The sequence below is a fragment of the Microbacterium sp. zg-Y1090 genome (genome assembly GCF_030246945.1).
GTDB lineage: Bacteria > Actinomycetota > Actinomycetes > Actinomycetales > Microbacteriaceae > Microbacterium > Microbacterium wangruii.
In genome coordinates this window covers 1,159,644-1,181,307 of the sequence record NZ_CP126742.1, presented here as the reverse complement: position 1 = coordinate 1,181,307, position 21,664 = coordinate 1,159,644, and the positions used below count along the sequence as shown (strand labels likewise).

The window sequence follows — 21,664 nt, the reverse complement described above, 5'->3', positions numbered from 1 at the left end:
CCCGGATCACGTAGGCTTGCCGACAACACCTGGGACCGGTCACAGCCCGACACTGCGGTCCCCTGACCCGAGGATGTGTTCCATGACCTCGACGCCTCGCTGGCCCGACATCGACGGCATCGCATACGGCGGTGACTACACGCCCGAGCAGTGGTCGCGCGAAACCTGGCGCGAAGACGTCGCGCTGATGCGTGAAGCAGGCGTGAACCTCGTGAGCATCGGCATCTTCTCCTGGGCCCTCCTGGAGACCAGCGAGGGCGTGTTCGACTTCTCCTGGCTCGACGAGGTCGTCGAGCTGCTGCACGCCAACGGCATCCGCATCGACATGGGGACCCCCACCGCCTCGCCGCCGGCCTGGTTCTTCGCCGAGCACCCCGACGCGCGGGTCATCACCCGCGACGGCGTGGTGATGGGTTTCGGAGCCCGTGGCATGGCCTCGCACTCCGCCCCGGCCTACCGCGAGGCCGCGGTGCGCATCGCCACCGAGCTGGCCAAGCGCTACGGGAACCACCCCGCTGTGGTGCTCTGGCACGTGCACAACGAGTACGGCGTCCCTGTGGGCGAGGACTACTCGCCGCACGCCGTCCGCGAATGGCGCCTCTGGCTGCAGCAGCGCTACGGCACCCTCGACGCGCTGAACTCGGCGTGGGGCACGGCCTTCTGGGGTCAGCACTACACCGACTGGGAGCATGTCGGTGCCCCCGCCGCCGCGCCCTCGGTGGTCAACCCCGCACAGCGCCTGGATTACGCGCGGTTCACCGACCACCAGCTGCGCGCCTGCTTCACCGCCGAGCGCGACGCGATCCGCGCGCACAGCGACCGTCCGGTCACCACCAACTTCATGGCTAACCAGCACAACGGCTGCGACCTGTGGGCGTGGGCACGCGAAGTCGACGTGGTCTCGGACGACCATTACCTCTGGGCCGCCGATGAAGAGGGCGAGATCGGCCTGGCCATCGCCGCCGACCTGACCCGCTCGGTCGCCGGCGGCGCGCCCTGGATCCTCATGGAGCACTCCACCTCCGCCGTGAACTGGCAGCCCCGCAACATCGCCAAGCGGCCCGGCGAGATGGCACGCAACTCCCTCATCCACTTCGGCCGCGGCGCCGACGGCATCCTCTTCTTCCAGTGGCGCGCCTCGCGCTCGGGCGCCGAGAAGTTCCACTCCGCGATGCTCCCCCACGCCGGGACGGACTCGCGTGTGTGGCGGGAGGTCGTCGACCTCGGCGCCAAGCTGAGCGCCCTCGGCGAAGCGCGCGGATCCCGCGTGCACGCCGACGTGGCGATCCTGTGGGACTTCGAGTCGTTCTGGGCCCAGGACCTCGAATGGCGTCCTTCGGAGGACGTCGGCCACGATGAGCGCATCCGCGCGTATTACGAGCGGCTGTGGCGCGACGGGATCACCGTCGACTTCGCCCTCCCCGGCCAGGACCTCTCCGGGTACAAGCTCGTCATCGCCCCGGCGCAGTACATGCTGAGCCGCTCCGACGCCGACAACCTCAACCGGTACGTCGAGGCCGGCGGCACACTGCTGGTCTCGTTCTTCTCCGCCGTCGTCGACGAGCACGACGCCGTCCACACCGGCGGCTTCGCCGCCCCCCTCGAGCCGGCGCTCGGCCTGCGCGTGGAGGAGCACCTGCCGTTGCGCGAGGGCGCCACGGCAGCGATCGAATTCGACGGCGCCACCCTCGCCGCAGATGTCTGGCAGGAAGACCTGACACTGTCGGGAGCCGAGGTGCGGGCGACCTACCTCGAGGGTCCCGCCGCCGGCGCCCCCGCCGTCACCCGCCACCCGCACGGACAGGGCGTGGGCTGGTACGTCAGCACCCGCCCCGACGCCGCCGGTCTGGCCGCTATCATGACCGCGGTGTACGCCGATGCGGGCGTCACCCCCGCAGACCTGCCTGCAGGTGTCGAGATCGTTCGGCGTCGCAGCGAGAGCGCCGAATACACCGTTGCCGTCAACCACGGCGCCGAACCCGTTTCCCTGCCCGCAGATGGGGTCGACCTCCTGACGCGGCGCGAGATCGGGGGCATGCTGGAACTAGCGGGTGGCGGCGTTGTCGTCATCCGCACAGAGGCACAGCACACTCCGCACTGAGAGATGTACCCGTTGCGGCCACCCGGCCCAACACCCACCACCGGTCGTAACGGCGCGACCTCAGCTGAGGCCAGCCAGGATCGACCACCCACGGAAGGAAAATCCATGCGCAAGTTGGGAATCGGAGTCGTCGCGATCGCGTCGACCGCCGTCCTGCTCGCCGGCTGCGCCGGCGGCGGCTCCACGGAGGAGGCCGACGAGACCACCGACGGTTCGGGTGCAGTCCTGACCGTCTGGACCGACGAGAACCGTGAGCCTGCCATCGAAGCCGCCGCAGCGGCCTTCGAGGAGGAGACCGGCGCCAAGATCGAACTGGTCCAGAAGAACTTCGAGGACATCCGCGCCGACTTCATCGCGCAGGTTCCGACAGGCGAGGGCCCGGACATCACGATCGGCGCACACGACTGGCTGGGCGCCCTCGTGGCCGCCGGCGTCGTGGACACCGTCGACCTGGGCGACAAGGCCGACTCGTTCGAGCAGGTCGCCATCGACGCGATGACCTACGAGGGCCAGCTGTACGCCCTGCCCTACTCGCTCGAGACGATCGCGCTCATCCAGAACACCGACCTGGTCGGCGAAGAGGCTCCGGCCACGTGGGACGACATGGTCGCCGCCGCGCAGGCGGCCGGCGCGGAGCGCCCGATCGTCATCAACACCGCCGGCCAGACCGGTGACGCCTACACGATGTACGGCTTCCAGACCTCGTTCGGCGCCCCCGTCTTCCTGCAGGACGACACCGGCTCGTACACCACCGAGGTCGGCATGGGCGGCGCGCCCGGTGAGGCGTTCGCCACGTGGCTCGGCGCCAACGGCGCCAACGGCACCGGCATCATCTCCACCACGATCGACTACGACACCAACAACGAGCTGTTCGCGTCCGGCCAGGCCGCGTACACCGTTCAGGGCCCGTGGGCGATCGAGGCGCTGACCGCCGATGGCGTCAACGTCACGGTCAACCCGATCCCGTCCGCCGGTGGCGAGACCGCCGCTCCGTTCGTGGGCGTGCAGGGCTTCTACCTCAGCTCGCAGAGCGAGAACGCGCTGCTGGCCCAGGAGTTCCTGACGAACTACCTCGCCACCCCCGAGGCGCAGAAGGCCCTGTACGAGGCCGACCCGCGCATCCCGGCGTGGAGCGAGCTGGCCGAGGAGGTCTCGAGCGACCCGATCATCGGTGGTTTCGTCGCCTCGTCGCAGAACGGCGTCCCCATGCCGTCCATCCCCGAGATGGGTTCGGTCTGGGATCTGTGGAACGCCGCACAGGTTCAGATCATCGGTGGCGCCGACCCCGTGTCGACGTGGAACCAGATGGTCGCTGACGTCGAAGCAGCCATCGGCTGACACCCCGCGGGGCGGGAGGCTCACGTCTCCCGCCCCGCACCCCTCTCGCCACCGCGAGTCCCCGATGCAGGAGAAGCACATGTCGGTCCCGCAGGAAAAAGCCGCCGCACCAGCGCCGCAGCTGTCCTCCCCCTCCCTGACCCCCCGAGGCGAGTCGCACGCGCGCAACTGGCGCGGCATCGGCTGGGGATTCGTCGTCAAGCTCCTGCTGATGGCGGTGGTCAACGCCTTCGGCATCATGGCCGCGATCAGCGCCGTGCGCGCGGAGTCGTGGCTGGTGCTGTCGGTGTCGATCCTGCTGCTGGTCGCCGCGAACGTGGTCTACTTCACCAAGCGCGCGCTGCCGCTGAAGTACCTGCTGCCCGGCCTGATCTTCCTGCTGCTGTTCCAGGTGTTCATCTTCGTGTACACCGCCTACATCGCGTTCACCAACTACGGCAGCGGTCACATCGGCTCGCAGGAGCAGGCCGTGAACGCCGCCCTGATCCAGGGCGAGCGCCGCGTGGACGGCTCCCCCACCTTCCCGCTGACCATCATCGAGCGCGGCGGTGAGTACGGCTTCGCGATCGTCGACGACGGTGACGTTTTCGCAGGCGATGCCGACGAGCCGCTGAGCGAGGTCGACGACGCCGTCATCGGCGCGGCCGGCAACGCCACCGAGGTGCCGGGCTGGAACGTCGTCCCGCGCGCCGAGCTGCTCACCGACCAGGCGCTGCAGAAGACGGTGCAGAGCCTGCGCGTGCCCGTGTCGGATGACCCGAACGACGGGTCCATCCGCACCCGTGAGGGCACCACCGGCGCGGTCTACGAATCGACCCTCGTGTGGGACGAGGACGCCCAGACCATCACCGACACCACCAGCGGCACGGTGTACTCCGCGAACGACCGCGGCAGTTTCGTCGCCGATGACGGCACCGCGCTCACCACCGGCTGGTACGTCAACGTCGGCTTCGACAACTTCGTGCGCCTGTTCACCGAGCCGAGGCTGGTGCAGCCGCTGCTGATGGTCGCCGGCTGGACGTTCGCCTTCGCCATCCTCTCCGTGGTGCTGAGCTTCGGGGTCGGGTTGCTGTTCGCCCTGATCTTCAACGATCCGCGCGTGCGCGGCCGGAAGTGGCTGCGGACGCTGTTCATCCTCCCGTACGCCTTCCCGGCATTCATGTCGGCGCTGCTGTTCCGCGGCATGTTCAACGCCGAGTTCGGCGTGATCAACGACCTGTTCTTCTTCGGCGCCGAGATTAACTGGCTCGGCGACCCGTGGCTGGCGCGACTGGCGGTGCTGTGGGTGAACCTGTGGCTCAGCTACCCGTACTGGTTCCTGGTGTGCACGGGCGCGCTGCAGGCGCTTCCCGCCGACACGCTGGAGGCTGCGTCGCTGGACGGCGCCGGCCGGTTCCGGCAGTTCCGCTCCATCGTGCTGCCGCTGCTGCTGGTCTCCACGGCGCCGCTGCTGATCTCTTCCTTCGCGTTCAGCTTCAACAACTTCACGATCATCTACATGTTCAACAACGGCGGACCGGCCATACCGGGTGCGCCGTACGCGCTCGGATCGACGGACATCCTCATCTCGGCGATCTACGACATCGCCGGCATCTCGGGCGGCGCGGCCGATTACGGCCTGGCCAGTGCCCTGTCGATCATCATCTTCATCATCGTCGGCGCGATCTCCGCCCTCGCCTTCCGACAGACCCGCAAGCTCGAGGAGTACCAGTGATGTCCGCCACGACTGAGCAGGCTGTTCCCCCCACCCGCGCCGACGAGCGCCAGGCCGACCAGCGGCGCGCCGGTCAACGGCGTCGCTGGCTCGCGGAGGTCGGCTGGAAGTACATCGTCGCCGTGGCGATCATCTTCTACGCCTGCTTCCCGCTGGTGTACGTGCTGTCCGCCTCGCTGAACCCCCGCGGCACGCTCTCGGCGGCCAACGCGCTGTTCAGCGCCTTCGACCTGTCCAACTACATGGCGCTGGCCGACACGAAGTACTGGGCGTGGGCGGGCAACACCCTGATCGTCGCCGGCGTCTCGTCCGTCGGTGCGGTGGTCATGGGCGCCGCCGCCGCCTACGCGTTCTCGCGCTTCCGCTTCAGCGGCCGCCGCGTCGGCCTGACGACGCTGCTCATCGTGCAGATGTTCCCGCAGGCCCTGGCGTTCGTGGCCATCTTCCTCATGCTGCTGACCCTGGGCGAGGTCATCCCCGCCCTCGGACTCAACTCCAAGATCGCGCTGATCTGCGTGTACCTCGGTGGCGCGCTGGGGACGAACACCTTCCTCATGTACGGGTTCTTCAACACGATCCCGGTGGAGATCGACGAGTCGGCGAAGATCGACGGCGCCACGCACGCGCAGATCTTCTGGCAGCTGATCATCCCGCTGGTGACGCCGATCCTCGCCGTGGTCGCCCTGCTGGCCTTCATCTCCGCGTTCGCCGACTTCATCATCGCCAAGATCGTGCTCGTCTCCGAGGATCAGTGGACGCTGGCGGTGGGCATGTACCAATGGGTGTCCAACCAGCTGTCATCGAACTGGGGCCTGTTCGCCGCCGGTGCGGTGCTCGCCTCGATCCCGGTGCTGGCGCTGTTCCTGTCGCTGCAGCGCTACATCGTCGGCGGCCTCACCGCCGGCGCCGTCAAGGGCTGACCGGCACCACCGCGGCACTGGCCGCTCGCACCGGGCTCAGCCCGCGCTGCGGGCGGCCAGTGCCGCTTGGTACAGGTCGCGGGAGGACAGCCCGGATGCCGCGGCGACCTGGCCGGCGGCATCCTTGAGACGCACCCCGTCGGCGACGAGTTCCTGCACGTGTGCGAGGGCGGCCGCGGGGTCGGTGGCACGGGCGGGGGCTCCGCCCACCACCACGACGATCTCGCCGCGCACGCCCTCCTGCGCCCACGCCGTCAGCGCGGCCAGCGGGCCACGCACGACCTCCTCGTGCAGCTTCGTCAGTTCACGGCACACCGCGGCCGGCCGGTCATCTCCGAAGGCGGTCGCCATCGCGGCGAGCGTGGTCGCCAGGCGCGAGGGCGCCTCGAAGAACACCAGCGTGCGGGGCTCGGCGGCCAGAGCGCCGAAGAACGACGCGCGCTCCCCCGCCTTGCGCGGTGGGAACCCCTCGAACGCGAATCGGTCGGTGGGAAGCCCGCTCACCGCGAGCGCGGTGAGCACGGCGCTCGGCCCGGGAAGCGCCGTGACCGTCACCCCCTGCGCCGCCGCCTCGGCGACCAGGCCGTAGCCGGGGTCGCTGACGGTGGGCATGCCGGCGTCGCTGAGCACGAGCAGGTCCTCGTCACGCGCGAGCGCGACCAGCTCCGCCGCCCGCGCCTTCTCGTTGTGGTCGTGCAGGGCGATCAGGCGCGGCCGGTTGGTCACCCCCAGTGCCGCCAGCAGCCGCTGCGTGGTGCGGGTGTCCTCCGCGGCGATCACCTTCGCCGTCTCGAGCGCCTCCACCAGCCGTCGCGTGGCGTCGCCCAGATTGCCGATCGGAGTCGCCGCGAGGATGATCATCGAGCCAGCATAAGGTGGTCTGCGTGACCGCCCCGACGCTGCTGACTTCGGTGCCGTCGTGGGACGAGCGCCTGCTGTCGCGGGTCTCCGGCGACCCTCGCGTGCGCAGACTGCTCGGCTGGATCCTGCCGCTGACGATCACGCTGCTCGCCGGCATCCTGCGCCTGACGAACCTGGGGCACCCGCACGAGATCGTCTTCGACGAGACCTACTACGTCAAGGACGCCTGGAGCCAGTGGAATCTCGGCTACCCGGCGACCTGGCCGGAGGATGCCGACGCCGCCTTCGCCGCGGGACGCACCGACACCTTCACCGACATCGGCAGCTTCGTCGTGCATCCCCCGCTGGGCAAGGCCATCATCGGCGCCGGCATGGCGCTGTTCGGCCCGGCCTCGTCGTTCGGGTGGCGGGTGGGGGTGGCCCTGGCCGGCACCGCCGCGGTGCTGGTGCTCTTCCTGCTCGCCCGCACCCTCACCCGCTCCCTCGTGGTCGCCTCCGTCGCCTCCACCCTCATGGCCGTGGACGGGCTGGCGATCTCGATGAGCCGCGTCGCGCTGCTGGACACGCCGCTGATGCTGTTCGTGCTGCTGGCGTTCTGGTTCGCGCTGCGCGACAGGCTCGGCCACCTCGACCGGCTCGCCGAGACGATCGCCGTCCGCACGCTCGACGGCGGCCCGCCGGTGTGGGGTCCGGTGCTGTGGAACCGGCCGTGGCTGGTCGCGGCAGGGGTGGCTGCCGGCGCCGCGACGGCGGTGAAATGGTCGGGGCTGTGGGTGCTCGCGGCGATCGGGATCTACGCCGTGGTCACCGACGCGCTCGCCCGGCGGCGGGCGGGCGTGTGGCAGTGGCCGGCGGATGCCGTGCGCCAGGGCGCCGCGGCCTTCCTGCTGCTCGTCCCCCCGGCGGCGGCGGTCTACCTCGCCTCGTGGGCGGGGTGGCTGGCCACCGACGGCGGATACGGCCGCGACGCCGCGACGGATTCACCGGCCACGGGCGCGTGGGCGTGGGTGCCCCTGCCGCTGCAGAGCCTCTGGCGCTATCACGAGGGGATGTATGCGTCGGCCGCGGGCATGGAGACCCCCCACGGCTACGCGAGCCCCGCCTGGCAGTGGCCGCTGCTGCTGCGCCCGACGTCGATGTACGCCCACCGCACCGACGACGGCGACGCGGGCTGCCATGCGGCAGGCGGGTGCATGGAGGTCGTCTACAGCATGCCGAACCCGCTGGTGTGGTGGGCGTCGATGGCGGCGGTGCTGTTCCTCGTCTGGCGATTCGCGGTGCGCCGCACCTGGCGCGATGCGTTCGTGCTCACCGGCATCGCGGCGACCTACGTGCCCTGGCTGCTGTACCCGCAGCGCACCGTCTTCCAGTTCTACACGGTGGTGATCCTGCCCTTCGCGCTGATCGCACTCGCCCTCGCGCTGCAGGCACTGGCGCATCCGCCCGGGGCCGACGCCCGCCGACGACGCATCGGGCGGCGCGCGGTGGCGGTGTTCCTGGTAGTCGCCCTGCTGGTGGCGGCGTTCTGGTATCCGCTCGTCGCGGCGATCAGCGTGCCATGGGACTTCTGGCGTCTGCACAACTGGATGCCGACCTGGATCTGATCCGCCCAGGCGTCCCCCGTAGGGTGGGAGACGTGTTCAGCTACAGCGTGCCCCCGCCGTCGGCTGCGGCCGGCTTCGGCATGGTCGCCGACCGGTTCCTGCTGATGACCGACGCGACGGTGGGCGAGGCCCGTGCCCGTGACCTGTTCCAGATCCTCAGCGCGTCCGATGCCGCCCTCGAAGACGTCCTCGCCGCCCTCGCCGCCCCGGGCATCGAGCACCTGCCCGACTTCGCCCTCGTCGAACTCGTCGACGCGCGCACCAGCTCGGTGAGTGTCGCGGTGCGCGGTGCTGCCGCGGCGACGCTGCACGGCCGGGAGCGCACGAGGATCTCCGGCCCCGGGGTCGGAACGTGGGTCGAAGCCGCCGCGCAGCAGGTCAGCGGCATGGCGCTCACGCTGCACGACGGCGCGTCAGCGGCGTCGCTGCCGCTCGGCCGCGGCGTGGTGCGCACCGACCGCGTGCAGTGGGGCGAGATCCCGCAGGCGGGTTCCGTGGCCGCGCCGCCCGCCCCGGCGGCGACCGCGCAGGAGGCACCCGCCTCGGACCTGCCCGCGTGGGTGGGCGACGTCGGTGCCGACGCCGCGGGCCAGACCACCGCGTTCGATCGCGACGAGCTCGCCGCGCTCGTCGCCGCGGCCGCACCGGTGCACCAGCCGCCGCGGGTGCCGCACGCGGCGGCGCCCCGCCGGTTCGTGCTCACCTTCGACGACGGGCGGGAGCTCCCGCTGGAGCTGCCCGTGGTGCTCGGCCGTGCGCCGCGGCCGTCCGCCCATCCGGGTGCGCGGCTGGCAGCGCTGCCCTCACCGCGACGGGAGGTCTCCGGCACGCACGCGGAGGTCTATCTGGAGGGCGATCAGCTGGTCGTGCGGGACCTCGACTCCACCAACGGCACGGTGGTGCGCCACGCCGACGGGTCGGCGATGCTGCTGCGCGGCGGAGCGGTCGCCCGTCTCTCCGAGGGAGCGGTGCTGGACATCGGCGACGGCAACGTGGCGCGCTTCCGAGCCGCGCCGTGACGACGCCGATCGATCGCCCGCTCACCCGTGGCCATGTGAGAAACTTCTCAGGAAGTCGACGATCCGGGGGGCACCGGCTTCGAGGTGGCGCGCCCCCGTCCATCCAGAGCAGCGAGGTGAGCGGTGGCTAACAGGCTTCCTTCCGCGCCTCCCGTGCTGGCCGGATTCACCTACGTGCGACCGCTGGGCACCGGCGGATTCGCCGACGTGTTCCTGTTCGAGCAGAATCTGCCGCGCCGTCCGGTGGCGGTGAAGGTGCTGCTGAAGGACATCGTCGATGAGGGCCTGCTGCGCATGTTCAACACCGAGGCCGACGTCATGGCCCGCCTGAGCTCGCATCCGTCGATCCTCACCATCTTCGAGGCCAGCATCTCGGCCGACGGGCGGCCGTACCTGGTCATGGAGTACTGCCCCACGTCGCTGACCAACCGCTACCGCCGCGAGGTCATGCCGGTGGAGGAGGTGCTGCAGCTGTCGGTGAAGATCGCCTCCGCCCTCGAGACCGCGCACCGGTCGGGGCTGCTGCACCGTGACATCAAGCCGTCGAACATCCTGGTCACCGCCTTCGGCTCGCCCGTGCTGAGCGACTTCGGCATCGCCGCTGCCGTCAACGGGCGCAGCGGTGTCGACGAGGTCTTCGCGATGAGCGTGCCGTGGAGCGCTCCCGAGATCGTCGACGAGAAGGTGTCCGGCTCCATTCCCGCCGAGATCTGGGGCCTGGGCGCGACGGTGTACTCGCTGCTCGCCGGGCGCAGCCCCTTCGAACGCGCCGGGTCGGGTCAGAACTCCCGTGACCAGTTGAAGGCGCGCATCCGTCGCGCCGCGTACACGCCGATCAGCCGCCCGGACGTGCCGCCGGCGCTGGAGGCGACGCTCGCTCGTGCCATGAGCAAGGATCCCGCCGCCCGCCATGCGTCCGTTGCGGAGTTCGCCCGCGAGCTCCAGGCCACCCAGCACGAGATGGGGCTGGCGCACACCCCTCTCGACGTCGCAGTGGACGAGTGGGCGATGGCGGGGGTCGCCATCGATTTCCAGGACGATCGGGCGCGCGGGCCGGTGCGCCCGACCGTCGAGCGGCCCACGCGGCGCCCGGGGCGCGACGCGCCGGCACGCCGAGCCCGCCACGAGGGCACGGTGCTCGCCGGATCCGGTGGCCGCCGCGACGGCGCGACCCGCATCTTCCTGCTCGCATCGGGAGTCGCCCTGCTCGTCGCCGGCAGCGCCGTGACCGCGTTCCTCGTGCTGGCGGGGGGCCGCTGAGGTGGCCTCCCCGACCTCCCGCCGCAGTCGCAGCGGAAACTGGATCGGCGCCGCCGGCGTCGCGGCCGTCGTGGCGCTCGTCGCGACGCTCGCCGCTGTCTGGCCGGGTTACGACGCGCAGCAGACGCCGCTGGACGACGCCACGGTGTGGGCCATGCAGAACGGGTCGGGCAGCGGCTACGCCCGCGTGAATCTCGAGCTGGCGGAGCTGGACACCGTCAAGCAGGTGGAGAACGGCACCACCCTCGCCCAGGACGGCGCCCATCTCTTCGTCTACAGCGACGGCGCCACCCAGTTCGCCGATGTCGACCCGGCGACCCCTGCCGACCTCACCTCCGACTCGGACGACGCCTTCGCGCCCACCCCGCCGGGAACGGTCGACATCGCCGCCGCAGGAGACTTCCTCGCGTACCGCACCGACTCCGGCGAGGTCTTCGCGGCGACCCTCTCCGGTGACGGTCGGACCATCCTGGTCGACCCGTATGCGGGCGCTGAGGTCGCGGAAGGCGAGGAGCGCCCGCGCTTCGTCGCGGGGGCCGTCGCGGTCGACGCCACCGGCATCCTCTATGCCTACTCGCCCACCGAGCGCCGGGTGGTGCGCGCCGATGCCGCCACCGGCCGCGTGCTCGGAGAGGACGACGCCGTCCACTCCCCCGCCGATGCACGGCTCACCGCCGTCGCGGGCCGATGGGCGCTGCTGGATGCCGCGTCGGGCGAGCTGTCCGTGCGGGGCGCCGACGACACCGTCGCCACCGACGCCGCGACCGGCGCGGTGGTGCAGCAGCCGGCGGCCGACGGCGATGCCGTCTACATCGCCGACCAGAGCGGCCTGATCCGGGTGCCTCTGGACTCGCTGTCACCGACGCGCGCCTTCGCCGAATCGGGCCTGGGCGTCCCGGTGGCGCCGACCGAGCTGGACGGCGTCGTCCATGCCGCCTGGCTCGCCGAAGGCGAGAGCGCCGGCACCCTGTGGTCCAGCGCAGCCGACGGGGCAGTCGTGCTCGACTACGCCGGCGGCGACATCGGCGAGGGCATCGATCCCGTGTTCGTCGGCAACGGCACACGCCTGGCACTGAACGAACGCCGATCCGGCTGGGTGTGGACGGTGCCCGACGGCGCCCTGGTGAGCTCGTCGCAGGCGTGGAACCTGGACGAGCCGAGCCAGATCGAGCAGGCGGACGACGTCGAATCCGAGCGTGTGCTGGAGCCGAAGCCCCCCGTGGCCGTCGACGACGCGTTCGGGGTGCGGGCGGGCTCCGTGGCGGTGCTGCCTGCGCTGCTGAACGACCACGACCCCAACGAGGACGTGCTCTCCATCGATCCCGCATCGATCGAGCAGCCCGACCCGGCGTTCGGCACGGTGTCGCTCGCGGGCGCCCACCAGCAGCTCGTCATCGACGTGGCACCCGGCGCCAGCGGATCGGCGACCCTGCGCTACCGGGCCACGGACGGCACCACGGTCGGCGGCCTGCTCTCGGAGCCGGCGACGGTGACGATGACCGTCGCCCCGGCGTCGCAGAACACCGCGCCGGTGTGGTGCGGTGTGGAGGGCTGCCTGTCGACCTGGCCGTCGCCGACGGTCTCCCCGGGGGGCACCGTCTCGGTGGACGCGCTCGAGGGCTGGGTCGATCCCGAGGGCGACCCGATCTATCTCGCCGGCGCGGTGCAGGACTCCGTCGGCGGCAGTGTGACGACCGCGCCGTCGGGCACGCTCACCTACCAGCATCCCGATCCCAACGCCGCCGATGCCCTCACGGTCACCGTCGGCGTGACCGTCTCCGACGCGTTCGGCGCCACCGCCGAGCGCCCGCTCAGCATCGCCGTGACCCCCACCCCAGACCTCACCGCGGAGTCGTTCGCGATGACGGGGGTCGCGGGCGAACCGGTCGCGATCGACGTGGCCCCGTACGTCACGGGTTCGCGCGGCACGCTGACGCTCGCCAAGGCGGTCGCACTGGACGAGGCCCGCGCCGGCGTCACGGTCAATCCGACCGGGCTGAGCATGGTGTTCACGGCCGCCGAAGCCGGGTCGTACGTCGTGCCCTACACGGTGCGCGACGAGGCGGGCGAGGTCTCGGCGACCGTGCGCGTGACGATGACGGCACCCGACGCCGCGACGATCGCCACCCCGCCGCTCACCGCCTTCGTGCGCCCGAACGAGGATGCCACCGTCGACGTCTTCCCGGCGGTGTCGAACCCCGCGGGCCTGGTGCTGCTGGTCAGCGATCTGCGGCCCCAGAGCGACGCGCAGGCCACCCTCGGCGTGGACCTCGTCGGCCAGAGCATGCTGCGGGTGAGTGGCTCGACCGACGACGGCCGGCCCGGCCGCCTGGGCGTGGTGCGCTATACGGTCTCGGACGGGAGCGGCTCCCCGCAGGCGACCGCTCGAGGCGAACTGACGGTGATCCTCCTGCCCGCCCCCGCCGCCGACCCGCCGATCGCCGTGGACGACGCGGTCACCGTGCGCGCCGGGGCGCAGATCGACATCCCCGTGCTCGCCAACGACAGCGCGCCGGCGGGCGCGGTCATCGCCGTGGATCCCTCCCGGGTCGTCAACGAGTCCGGCGCCGGGCTCGCCTTCGCCACGGGGCGGCTGCTGCGCTACCTCGCTCCCACGGAGCCGGGCGTCTACGGCGTGGGCTACACGATCTTCCGCCTGGGCTTCCCCGACGTCGTCGACAGCGCGCGTGTGATCATCACCGTGGTCGGCGAGGAGACCAACCAGCCGCCGGTGCCGCGCACGCTCGAGGGGCGCGTGCTCAGCGGGGAGACCGTGCGCATCCCCTTCAGCTCCTTCGAGGTGGACCCCGACGGCGACGCGGTCACACTGGATCGCATCACGACCCAGCCCGATCAGGGCTCGGCGACCATCTCCGCCGAGGGCGACGCGATCGTCTACACCAGTCCCGAGGCGTTCAGCGGCCAGGTGCGCTTCGGCTATCAGGTGCGCGACGCGCAGGGGGCGACCGGAACGGCAGACGTGCGTGTGGGGGTGCTGGACGCCCAGTCCGATCCGAGCCCGGTGACCTACAGCGACTACATCCAGGTCCAGGCGGGTCCGGACAGCACGGCACTGGTGCAGCCGGCCGACAACGACATCGATCCCGCCGGCAGTGCGCTCGAACTGGTGTCTGTGGAGCCGGTGGCTACGGCCGGCACCGCGGAGTACGACGCGCTCGCGGCACGGCTGGTCGGCGTCGACGACGGCCGCGTGACTCTGCAGGCAGGCGAAGAGCTCGGGACGTTCTCGTATTCCTACACGGTGCGCAACGACAGCGGTGACACCGCGATCGGGCTGATCGTGCTCAAGGTCGTGCGCAGTCCCGTGCCGGACCACCCCGTGGTGCGCGACACCGCGCTGACGGTGGAGACGCGCGAGGCGTTCCCCCGCGGCGTGGACGTGCTCACCGGCAAGGTGTCCTGGAGCACCGGCGACGTCGACGGCCTGCGCCTGTCGCTGTGGGGCGCACCGGACGGGATCGAGGTGGACGGCCGGCGCATCTCCGGTCCGATCCCCGAGGAGACGCTGCTGATCCCGTTCGAGGTCTCCGGAACCTCCTTCGACGGCACCGAGGTCACCTCCTACGGCTTCCTGCGCGTCCCCGGCGACCGCGACGTGCGGCTGAGCCTGCGCAGCACCATGGCGACGGTGACCGTGCAGGAGAACGAATCGGTGCAACTCGATCTCGCGGACGCGGTCGCCGTGCCTGCGGGCCAGACGCTCCAGGTCGACGGTGCCGCCGTGCGGGTGAGCGGCGCGCGCGTGAACGCGAGCTGCGCACTCGTGGCGGGGACGACCGTGCGCTACGACGCGGGCGCCGGAACGCCGTGGACCGACAGCTGCGTGGTGCCGGTCAAACTCGGCATCCAGGACGAATACACCTTCCTCACGGTGCGGGTGCTGGTCGAGGCGGCGAGCCCGCAGCCGGTGCTGCGCAGCGCCTCCCTCGGCATCAGCCCGGGCGAGACGGCCGAGTACGACCTGCGTGACATGGTCGGCTGGGCCGGCCGTGAGGACTGGAATGCGCTGTCGTACTCCGCCGTGCACCGCGGCGACCAGTTCACGGTGACCCAGTCCGGGTCGGCCCTGACGATCGCCGCACGCGACACCGCACGCCCCGGGCGCGAGGAGTCGGTCGTCATCACGCTGCCCAGCCACCCCGATGCCGCCGCCGCGAGCCTCATCCTCACGGTCGGCCCGGCCCCGTCCGCGCTTCCCAAGGGCGGCTCCGCCGTGGCGCCGTGCTCGCAGTCCGGTGGGGCGACCTCCTGCACGATCTCGGTGATCGGCGCACCGGGCGAGGTGAACCCGCTCCCCGGCACGCCGCTGACGCTCGTCTCCGCGAGCGGCCCGGCGAACTGCCCCGGGGTGACCTTCTCCGTCGCCGGCGACCGCGCCGTGCGCGCGACCTGGGCCGCGGATGCGGCGGGTGCGGCGGACTGCACCGGGTCGTTCGTGGTGCAGGATGCCCAGGGCCGCCAGTCCAGCGGCGACCGCAACGGACAGGTGATCCTCGACCTGCAGGGCCTGCCGGCCAACCCGGCGCGCCTGGACTGGACGAGCTTCACCGGCACCTCGGTCACCCTGCGCGTGATCTCCGATGCGGCGTCCTATCCCGCGGTGGAGGGCTACCGCATCAGCACGGGTGGCCGCATCGTGGCGACGTGCGCCGCGTCGGGAGAGTGCCCGGCCATCGAGGCCCCCGTCGGCGAGCGCATCTCCTACGAGGCCCGCGCCTTCAACGCCGTGGGCGAGTCCCGCCGCGGGGTGGCGACCACCGCGTCGGCGTACCGGGTGCCCGCAGCCCCGACCGGCGCGGAGGTGACGCCCACGCCCAACGGCACGGCGGGTGGCATCGCCACGATCACCGTCACCGGCGTCGACTCGAGCACCGGATTCGTCCGGCTGGCCGGCGGCGCCGGCGGCGAGGTCACCCAGCCGGTGGAAGGCGGTCGCGTGGTCTTCCGCGACTACAACGTCGGCTCCAACGCCCCCACCCCGCTCACGGCGACCCCGCTCACGCGCTTCGAGGTGCCGACGATCCCCGGCGGGTCGCAGTCGGGCGGCTCGTACCAGTTCTCGGCCAGCGGCATCGGCGCGCCGACACTCGGTCTCGGCGTGACCGCGTCCACGAACGGCCGTCCCGGCACCGTCACCGCCACCGCGCGCGTCACGCCCAACGGTGTCGGCGACCAGCTGCAGGTCGGGTTCGTCGTGAGCGGTCGGTGCGAGCCGAGCGAGGGCATCGACCCCGCCGGCGGCACGGTCACGCGTGTCTTCGAGGACCAGCCGCTGTGGCGCCCGGTCACCGTCGTGGCGTGCGCGGTCACGCTGCGCGGCGGCGACCGGTTCGGGGTGACCGAGGCCACCGGCACGGCCACTCCCGTGGCGGGGATCGACCTGCCGAGCGGCGCGGCGCTCTACACGATCGACGGCGCGTACAGCCGTTCCGGCAGCCAGTACACGTGGGACCGGCTGTCCGCCGTGCCGCGCCTGTCCGTGACCGCGCCGTTCGAGCTGCGCTACCGCGCGGGCGACGTCGAGACGACCGACTTCGGCGCCCTGTTCAGCCTCGGCGTCCCGCCCGGACCGATCGGCGCCTTCGCGTGCAATGCGGTCTTCGGGTGCAGCGCCCCCGCCGTGCCGGTGGTCGCCACCGGCGCCGCCTACACCGCGCGGGCAACCTTCCCGGAGCGGTGCCTCAGCCAGGATCCGGCCCCGGCGCCCACCGTGCTGGCGAACCCCGCGGATCGCGCGTGGTCGGTGACCTCGACGACGGATGCCGCAGGCGTCGTCACCCACACCTACTCGCTGCGCTGGCAGGGCGCTCTCGCCGGCCTCGACGACGTCACCGGGCACACCGTCACCTGCGACCCTCCGCCCGCGCCCGAGCCCCCGCCGGCACCCCAGCCCCCTCCGGCTCCGCCCGGCGACACCACCCCGTGACCCGCGCCCTCACCCCCCTCGAGAGGACCCCATGACCATCACCGCCGAGCAGACCGACAGGTTCCGCGACACCTTCGCCCAGCTCGTCGACAACGTCGAGCAGGTCGTGCTCGGCAAGCGGCACGTGATCGAGCTGGCGTTCACGGCCATGATCTCCGAGGGCCACCTGCTGCTGGAGGACTTCCCCGGCACCGGCAAGACCTCGCTGGCGCGCGCCATGGGGCAGAGCGTGAACGGGACGAGCACCCGCATCCAGTTCACCCCCGACCTGCTGCCGGGCGACGTCACCGGCATCACCGTGTACGACCAGCGCCGCGGGGAGTTCGACTTCCACCAGGGTCCGGTGTTCGCCAACATCCTGCTGGCCGACGAGATCAACCGCGCGTCGCCGAAGACCCAGTCCGCGCTGCTGGAGGTCATGGAGGAGGGGCAGGTCACCGTCGACGGGATCACCCGCCCGGTGGGCGTGCCGTTCCTCGTCGTGGCGACGCAGAACCCCGTGGAGCAGGCGGGGACGTATCGGCTGCCGGAGGCGCAGCTGGACCGCTTCCTGCTGAAGACATCGCTCGGCTACCCCGACCACGCGTCGACCGTGCGGATCCTCGAGGGCAGTGGCACGGCGCGGCGCGAGGTCGACCCCGTCGTCACTCCGCAGGATGTGGTGGCCCTCGCCGATGTGGCGCGCGGCGTCTACCTCAACCCGCTGGTGCTGGACTACATCGCACGCATCGTCGAGGCGACGCGGCTGGCTGCCGAAGTGCGGCTGGGTGTCAGCGTGCGCGGCGCGATCGCGCTGACGAAGGCCGCGAAGACGTGGGCCGTGGCGCACGGTCGGGGCTACGTGACCCCCGACGATGTCAAAGCCCTCGCCGAACCCGTGCTCGCGCACCGGCTCATCCTCGACCCGGAGGCGGAGTTCGACGGCGTCACCGCCAACGCCGTGATCGGCCAGGTGCTGCTGGACACGATGCCTCCCAGCCAGCGGGATGCCGTGTGACCCTTCCCTCCGACTCCCGTCTCGCGCGCACCGCCGACTCCACCGGCGCCGCGCACGCGCGCACCCGCTACTCCACCGGACGGTCCACGACCGTGCTGGCGGTGCGCGGTGAACGCGCATGGCGGCGCACCCGTGCGGCGACGGTCGCCGCGCTGCGGGCGGTGTCGGGGACGGTCACGGCCACCGGGTGGCTGCTGGTGACGGCTGCGGCGGCCGGTCTCGGCTTCGGTCTCGCGTTCGGCTGGCTGGAGTTCGCGGTGGCGGGCACGATCGCCGCCGTGCTGCTGCTGCTGTCGGTGCCGTTCCTGTTCAGCGGCCGGTCCTACGACGTGGACCTCGCGCTCGGTCATGACCGTGTGGTGGCCGGTCAGCAGGTCGAGGGGACGCTGCGCATCGCCAACATCGGGCGGGGCATCGCCCTCCCCGGCCGCATCGACGTGCCGGTGGGGGACGGACTCATCGACGTGCACGTGCCGCTGCTGCGCCACGGACACGAGCACGTGCAGCAGGTGGTCGTGCCCACGCACCGCCGCGGCGTCATCATCGTCGGTCCCGCGCACACGGTGCGCGGCGACCCGCTCGGCATCCTCAAGCGCGAAGCGACGTGGGAGGACACCCACACCCTGTACGTGCACCCGGTGACCACGACGCTGCACAGCACCAGCACCGGGTTCATCCGCGACCTCGAGGGGCAGGCCTCGCGCACCGTGGTCGACGCCGACATCTCCTTCCACGCCATCCGCGAGTACGTCCCGGGCGACGCCCAGCGTCAGATCCATTGGAAGTCCACCGCCAAGACCGGCACCCTCATGGTGCGTCAGTACGAGGAGACCCGCCGCTCCCGCATGGTGATCGCTCTCGCGCTGGGTGAGGCGGAGTACGGCACCGATGACGAGTTCGAGCTCGCCGTCAGCGCGGCCGGCTCCATCGGCATCCGCGGCATCCGCGACGGCCGCGAGGTCGACGTCGTGGCCGGCGGCGAGGTTCCCGAGTTCGCGCGGCGCACGGTGCGCACGATGCGGGAGCTCGCGACGGTCAGCAGCCGCACGCTGCTCGACGACCTCTCCGGGGTGGAGCGCAGCACGCTGGTCGGCCCCCTCGCCGACGTCACCTCCCTCGCCCGCGAAACGCACTCCGACGCGTCGATCGCGTTCCTGGTGTGCGGTTCGACGCAGACCGCCCGCCAGCTGCAGGCCGCAGCCCTCGCCTTCCCCTCCGACGTCGCCGTCGTGGTGATCGTGTGCAACCCCGAGGCCGAGCCGGGCTTCCGCCGCCTGGGCACCGTCTCGGTCCTGTCGATCGGCCTGCTGGACGACCTGCGCCAGCTGCTCGCGCGGGGGGCGCAGTCGTGAGCGTCGACGCATCGCTGCGCCGGCGATCCCGCGGCCGGCAGCCGGCCAGGCAGGGGATGTTCCTGGTCGCGAACGCGGCTTTGCTGGACGCGCTGTTCTTCGTCGGCGCCGTGGCCGTCTGGCCGCTCTACCGTGACCGCGCGTTCCTCGTGCTGGTCACCGCAGCGCTGATCCTGGCGCATCTGATCGCGTACGCGGGGCTGCGCCGCCGCTGGTCGGGCTGGTGGGTGGCCCTCGCCGCCATCGGCGTGTACGTCGTGGCCGGGGTCCCGCTGGCCGCCCCCGGTGCGCTGAGCCGTCCCGACACGCTCGTCCCATCGCTGCTGGGCGTGCTCACCGCGCCCGTCACCGGCTGGAAGGACCTGCTGACCCTCGAGCTGCCATTGGGCAGCTACCAGGCCACCCTGGCACCGGCGCTTCTGCTGTTCCTGGGCATTCCCGTCGCGGCGCTGTCGCTGGCGTGGCGCGCGCGGCGGCTGTGGGTGCTCGCCGCGCCGCTGGGTCTGGGGCTCACCGTCTTCGGCGTGCTCTTCGGCGCGCGCACGCTGAGCGCGCCGCTCGTGGCGGGGACACGCCTGACGGGGGCGGTGGAGATGTTCGCGGGCGCGAGCGCGCTGCTGCTCGCCCTCGTCTACACGGTGTGGCGCACCCAGTACGAGCGACGGCGCGCGGTGCGCGCCGCGGAGGACGCGAGCGGCGTGCGCGCGACCGGCCGCACCGGATCCGCTCTGGCGGGACGCACGACGATCGCCGCGGGAATGCTGGCAGCGGCCATGGCGGCAGGGGTGGCGCTGGCACCGTGGGCGCTGGCCGGTCAGCCGCGCGACGTGCTGCGGGCGGGCGTGGATCCGCGCGTCGAGCTCGCGGGGCAGCTCAGTCCGCTGTCGCAGTTCCGGCAGTTCTTCTCCGACGACAGCTTCGACACGGTGATGTTCACCGTCGACGGTGCGTCGGGCGCGGACCGGGTGCGCCTGGCGACGCTGTCCTACTTCGACGGCAGGGTGGCCAGGGTGATCGACCCTGCCGCCGGCGTGTCCGATCAGACCACCGCCTTCGTGCGGGTGCCCGCAGAGCTGCCCGCCCCTGCCGACACCGTGCCGACCACCGCCGATGTGCGCATCGGCGCTTACCAGGGCGTGTGGGTGCCCACCGTCGGCTCCCTCACCGCGATCGCCTTCGACGGCGGCACGGGCGGGGGGCGCGCCGACGGCTTCTTCTACAACGCCCAGACCCGGATGGGCATCGCACTGCCGGCGCCCGGCCTGCGGGAGGGCGTGAGCTACCGGCAGCAGGCCGCGATCGACGACGACCCCCCGGCCCTCGCCACGCTCACTCCGGGGCGGGACACGCCGCAGCAGGACCCCGCCCTCGTGCCCGAGAGTCTCATCGCGTGGATCGCCGCGCAGGACGCGCCCGCCGCGGGCGCCGGGCTGGAACTCCTGATCGATCGGCTGCGGGCGCGAGGGCTGCTCAGCCATGCGCTCACCGTCGACCCGGTCGAGCCGCCGCAGTGGGCGGCCGCCCTCGGCGACTACGCGTTCGAGCCTTCCCGCGCCGGCCACTCCACCGACCGCATCGATCAGCTGTTCACCGCCCTGCTGGATCGGCAGAACGATGTCGGGGGCAGCGACGACACCGCACTGGTCGCGGCCCCGGGAGACGACGAGCAGTTCGCCGTCGCGGCTTCGCTCATCGCCGACCAGCTCGGGTTCGCCTCGCGCGTCGTGGTCGGGGCGCGCCTGAACGACGCCGCCGACCCCGCCGATACGCCGTTCTGCGTCGGAGGCGCCTGCACCGGCGGCGACATGTCCGCCTGGATCGAGGTGCAGGATGCCTCCGGCGTGTGGGTGCCGGTCGATGTGACCCCGCAGCACGCCGTCGGGGTGACACCCGACCTCGAGCAGCGACGCGACCCCCGCAATCCCACGGAAGTGCGCGAGGAGGTGGCGGAGCCGGTGCTTCCCGCTGATGCCGATCCCGCCGACAGCGGAGACCGCGACGACGACGAGCAGACCTCCGGCCTCGACCTCTCCACGCTGTGGACGGTGCTGCGCGTCACGGGCATCGCCGTGCTCGGCCTGCTGATCCTGTTCGGGCCGTTCGCGCTGGTGGTCGTCCTGAAGCTGCTGCGACGCCGGTCGCGGCGCACCGCACCGGACCCGGTGGCGCGCGTCACCGGCGGCTGGGACGAGTACGTCGACACCGCGGTGGATCATGGCTATCCGCCCCCGGGCACCCACACCCGCACGGAGCTCGCCGCCCGCTATGCCGGGGATGACGGCGCGGGCAGCGGGCGGGTGCTGGCCGAATGGGCCGACCGCTCGGTGTTCGCCGAGACCCCTCCCGACCCCGCCGACGGCGACCGGTTCTGGGAGATCGTGGAGGCCGAGCGGGAGCGGTTCGCCGGGCTCGGCGGACGCTGGGAGCGCCTGCGTGCCCGCCTGTCGCTGCGCTCGCTGCTGCCGCAGGGCACGCGCCGGAGAGAGCGCGGCGGGTCGACGGGAGGGCCGCGTGGACGCCGCTAGGGTTTCCAAGGCGATCGCCCCTCGCA

Annotated in this window: 12 protein-coding genes; 11 read left to right on the top strand and 1 reads right to left on the bottom strand. The window is 72.0% G+C overall.

The window, feature by feature from the left end; all coding sequences use genetic code 11:
* Window positions 1–82: 82 nt before the first annotated feature.
* The 4 genes from QNO26_RS05525 to QNO26_RS05510 all read left to right on the top strand — a co-directional run bounded on the left by QNO26_RS05525 (window position 83) and on the right by QNO26_RS05510 (window position 6,073).
* Window positions 83–2,101: a beta-galactosidase gene (locus tag QNO26_RS05525; protein WP_257638275.1), complete on the top strand. Its 2,019-nt coding sequence runs from the start codon at window positions 83–85 to the stop codon at window positions 2,099–2,101.
* Between the two features lie 105 nt (window positions 2,102–2,206).
* Window positions 2,207–3,439 carry a sugar ABC transporter substrate-binding protein gene (locus QNO26_RS05520; RefSeq protein ID WP_257531598.1) on the top strand — a complete coding sequence of 411 codons (1,233 nt, stop codon included), beginning with the start codon at window positions 2,207–2,209 and terminating at the stop codon, window positions 3,437–3,439.
* Between the two features lie 79 nt (window positions 3,440–3,518).
* Complete coding sequence (locus QNO26_RS05515; protein WP_257531600.1) at window positions 3,519–5,153, top strand: ABC transporter permease subunit; 1,635 nt, start codon at window positions 3,519–3,521, stop codon at window positions 5,151–5,153.
* Window positions 5,153–6,073: a sugar ABC transporter permease gene (locus QNO26_RS05510; protein WP_257531602.1), complete on the top strand. Its 921-nt coding sequence runs from the start codon at window positions 5,153–5,155 to the stop codon at window positions 6,071–6,073. The genes QNO26_RS05515 and QNO26_RS05510 overlap by 1 nt, the downstream gene beginning before the upstream one ends.
* Before the next feature lie 36 nt (window positions 6,074–6,109).
* Here QNO26_RS05510 and rsmI read toward each other — a convergent pair whose 3' ends face one another.
* The gene (gene rsmI, locus QNO26_RS05505) at window positions 6,110–6,934 is read right to left on the bottom strand and encodes a 16S rRNA (cytidine(1402)-2'-O)-methyltransferase (protein WP_257531605.1); all 825 of its coding nucleotides are present in this window, start codon (window positions 6,932–6,934) and stop codon (window positions 6,110–6,112) included.
* Window positions 6,935–6,957: 23 nt separating this feature from the next.
* Between rsmI and QNO26_RS05500 the strand changes: the two genes are divergently transcribed.
* The 7 genes from QNO26_RS05500 to QNO26_RS05470 all read left to right on the top strand — a co-directional run bounded on the left by QNO26_RS05500 (window position 6,958) and on the right by QNO26_RS05470 (window position 21,638).
* Window positions 6,958–8,538: a dolichyl-phosphate-mannose--protein mannosyltransferase gene (locus QNO26_RS05500; RefSeq protein WP_257531607.1), complete on the top strand. Its 1,581-nt coding sequence runs from the start codon at window positions 6,958–6,960 to the stop codon at window positions 8,536–8,538.
* Window positions 8,493–9,557: an FHA domain-containing protein gene (locus QNO26_RS05495; RefSeq protein ID WP_257638274.1), complete on the top strand. Its 1,065-nt coding sequence runs from the start codon at window positions 8,493–8,495 to the stop codon at window positions 9,555–9,557. The genes QNO26_RS05500 and QNO26_RS05495 overlap by 46 nt, the downstream gene beginning before the upstream one ends.
* A 123-nt stretch (window positions 9,558–9,680) precedes the next feature.
* A complete protein-coding gene (locus QNO26_RS05490; RefSeq protein ID WP_257638273.1) occupies window positions 9,681–10,817 on the top strand; it encodes a serine/threonine-protein kinase in 1,137 nt (378 codons plus the stop codon).
* 1 nt (window position 10,818) lies between these two features.
* Complete coding sequence (locus QNO26_RS05485) at window positions 10,819–16,764, top strand: Ig-like domain-containing protein (RefSeq protein ID WP_257638272.1); 5,946 nt, start codon at window positions 10,819–10,821, stop codon at window positions 16,762–16,764.
* Between the two features lie 31 nt (window positions 16,765–16,795).
* On the top strand, window positions 16,796–17,761 hold the full coding sequence (locus QNO26_RS05480) for an AAA family ATPase (RefSeq protein WP_257638271.1): 966 nt from the start codon (window positions 16,796–16,798) through the stop codon (window positions 17,759–17,761).
* A complete protein-coding gene (locus tag QNO26_RS05475; RefSeq protein WP_257531616.1) occupies window positions 17,758–19,113 on the top strand; it encodes a DUF58 domain-containing protein in 1,356 nt (451 codons plus the stop codon). Before QNO26_RS05480 ends, QNO26_RS05475 begins: the two co-directional genes overlap by 4 nt.
* On the top strand, window positions 19,110–21,638 hold the full coding sequence (locus QNO26_RS05470) for a transglutaminase domain-containing protein (RefSeq protein WP_257638270.1): 2,529 nt from the start codon (window positions 19,110–19,112) through the stop codon (window positions 21,636–21,638). The genes QNO26_RS05475 and QNO26_RS05470 overlap by 4 nt, the downstream gene beginning before the upstream one ends.
* Window positions 21,639–21,664 lie beyond the last annotated feature (26 nt).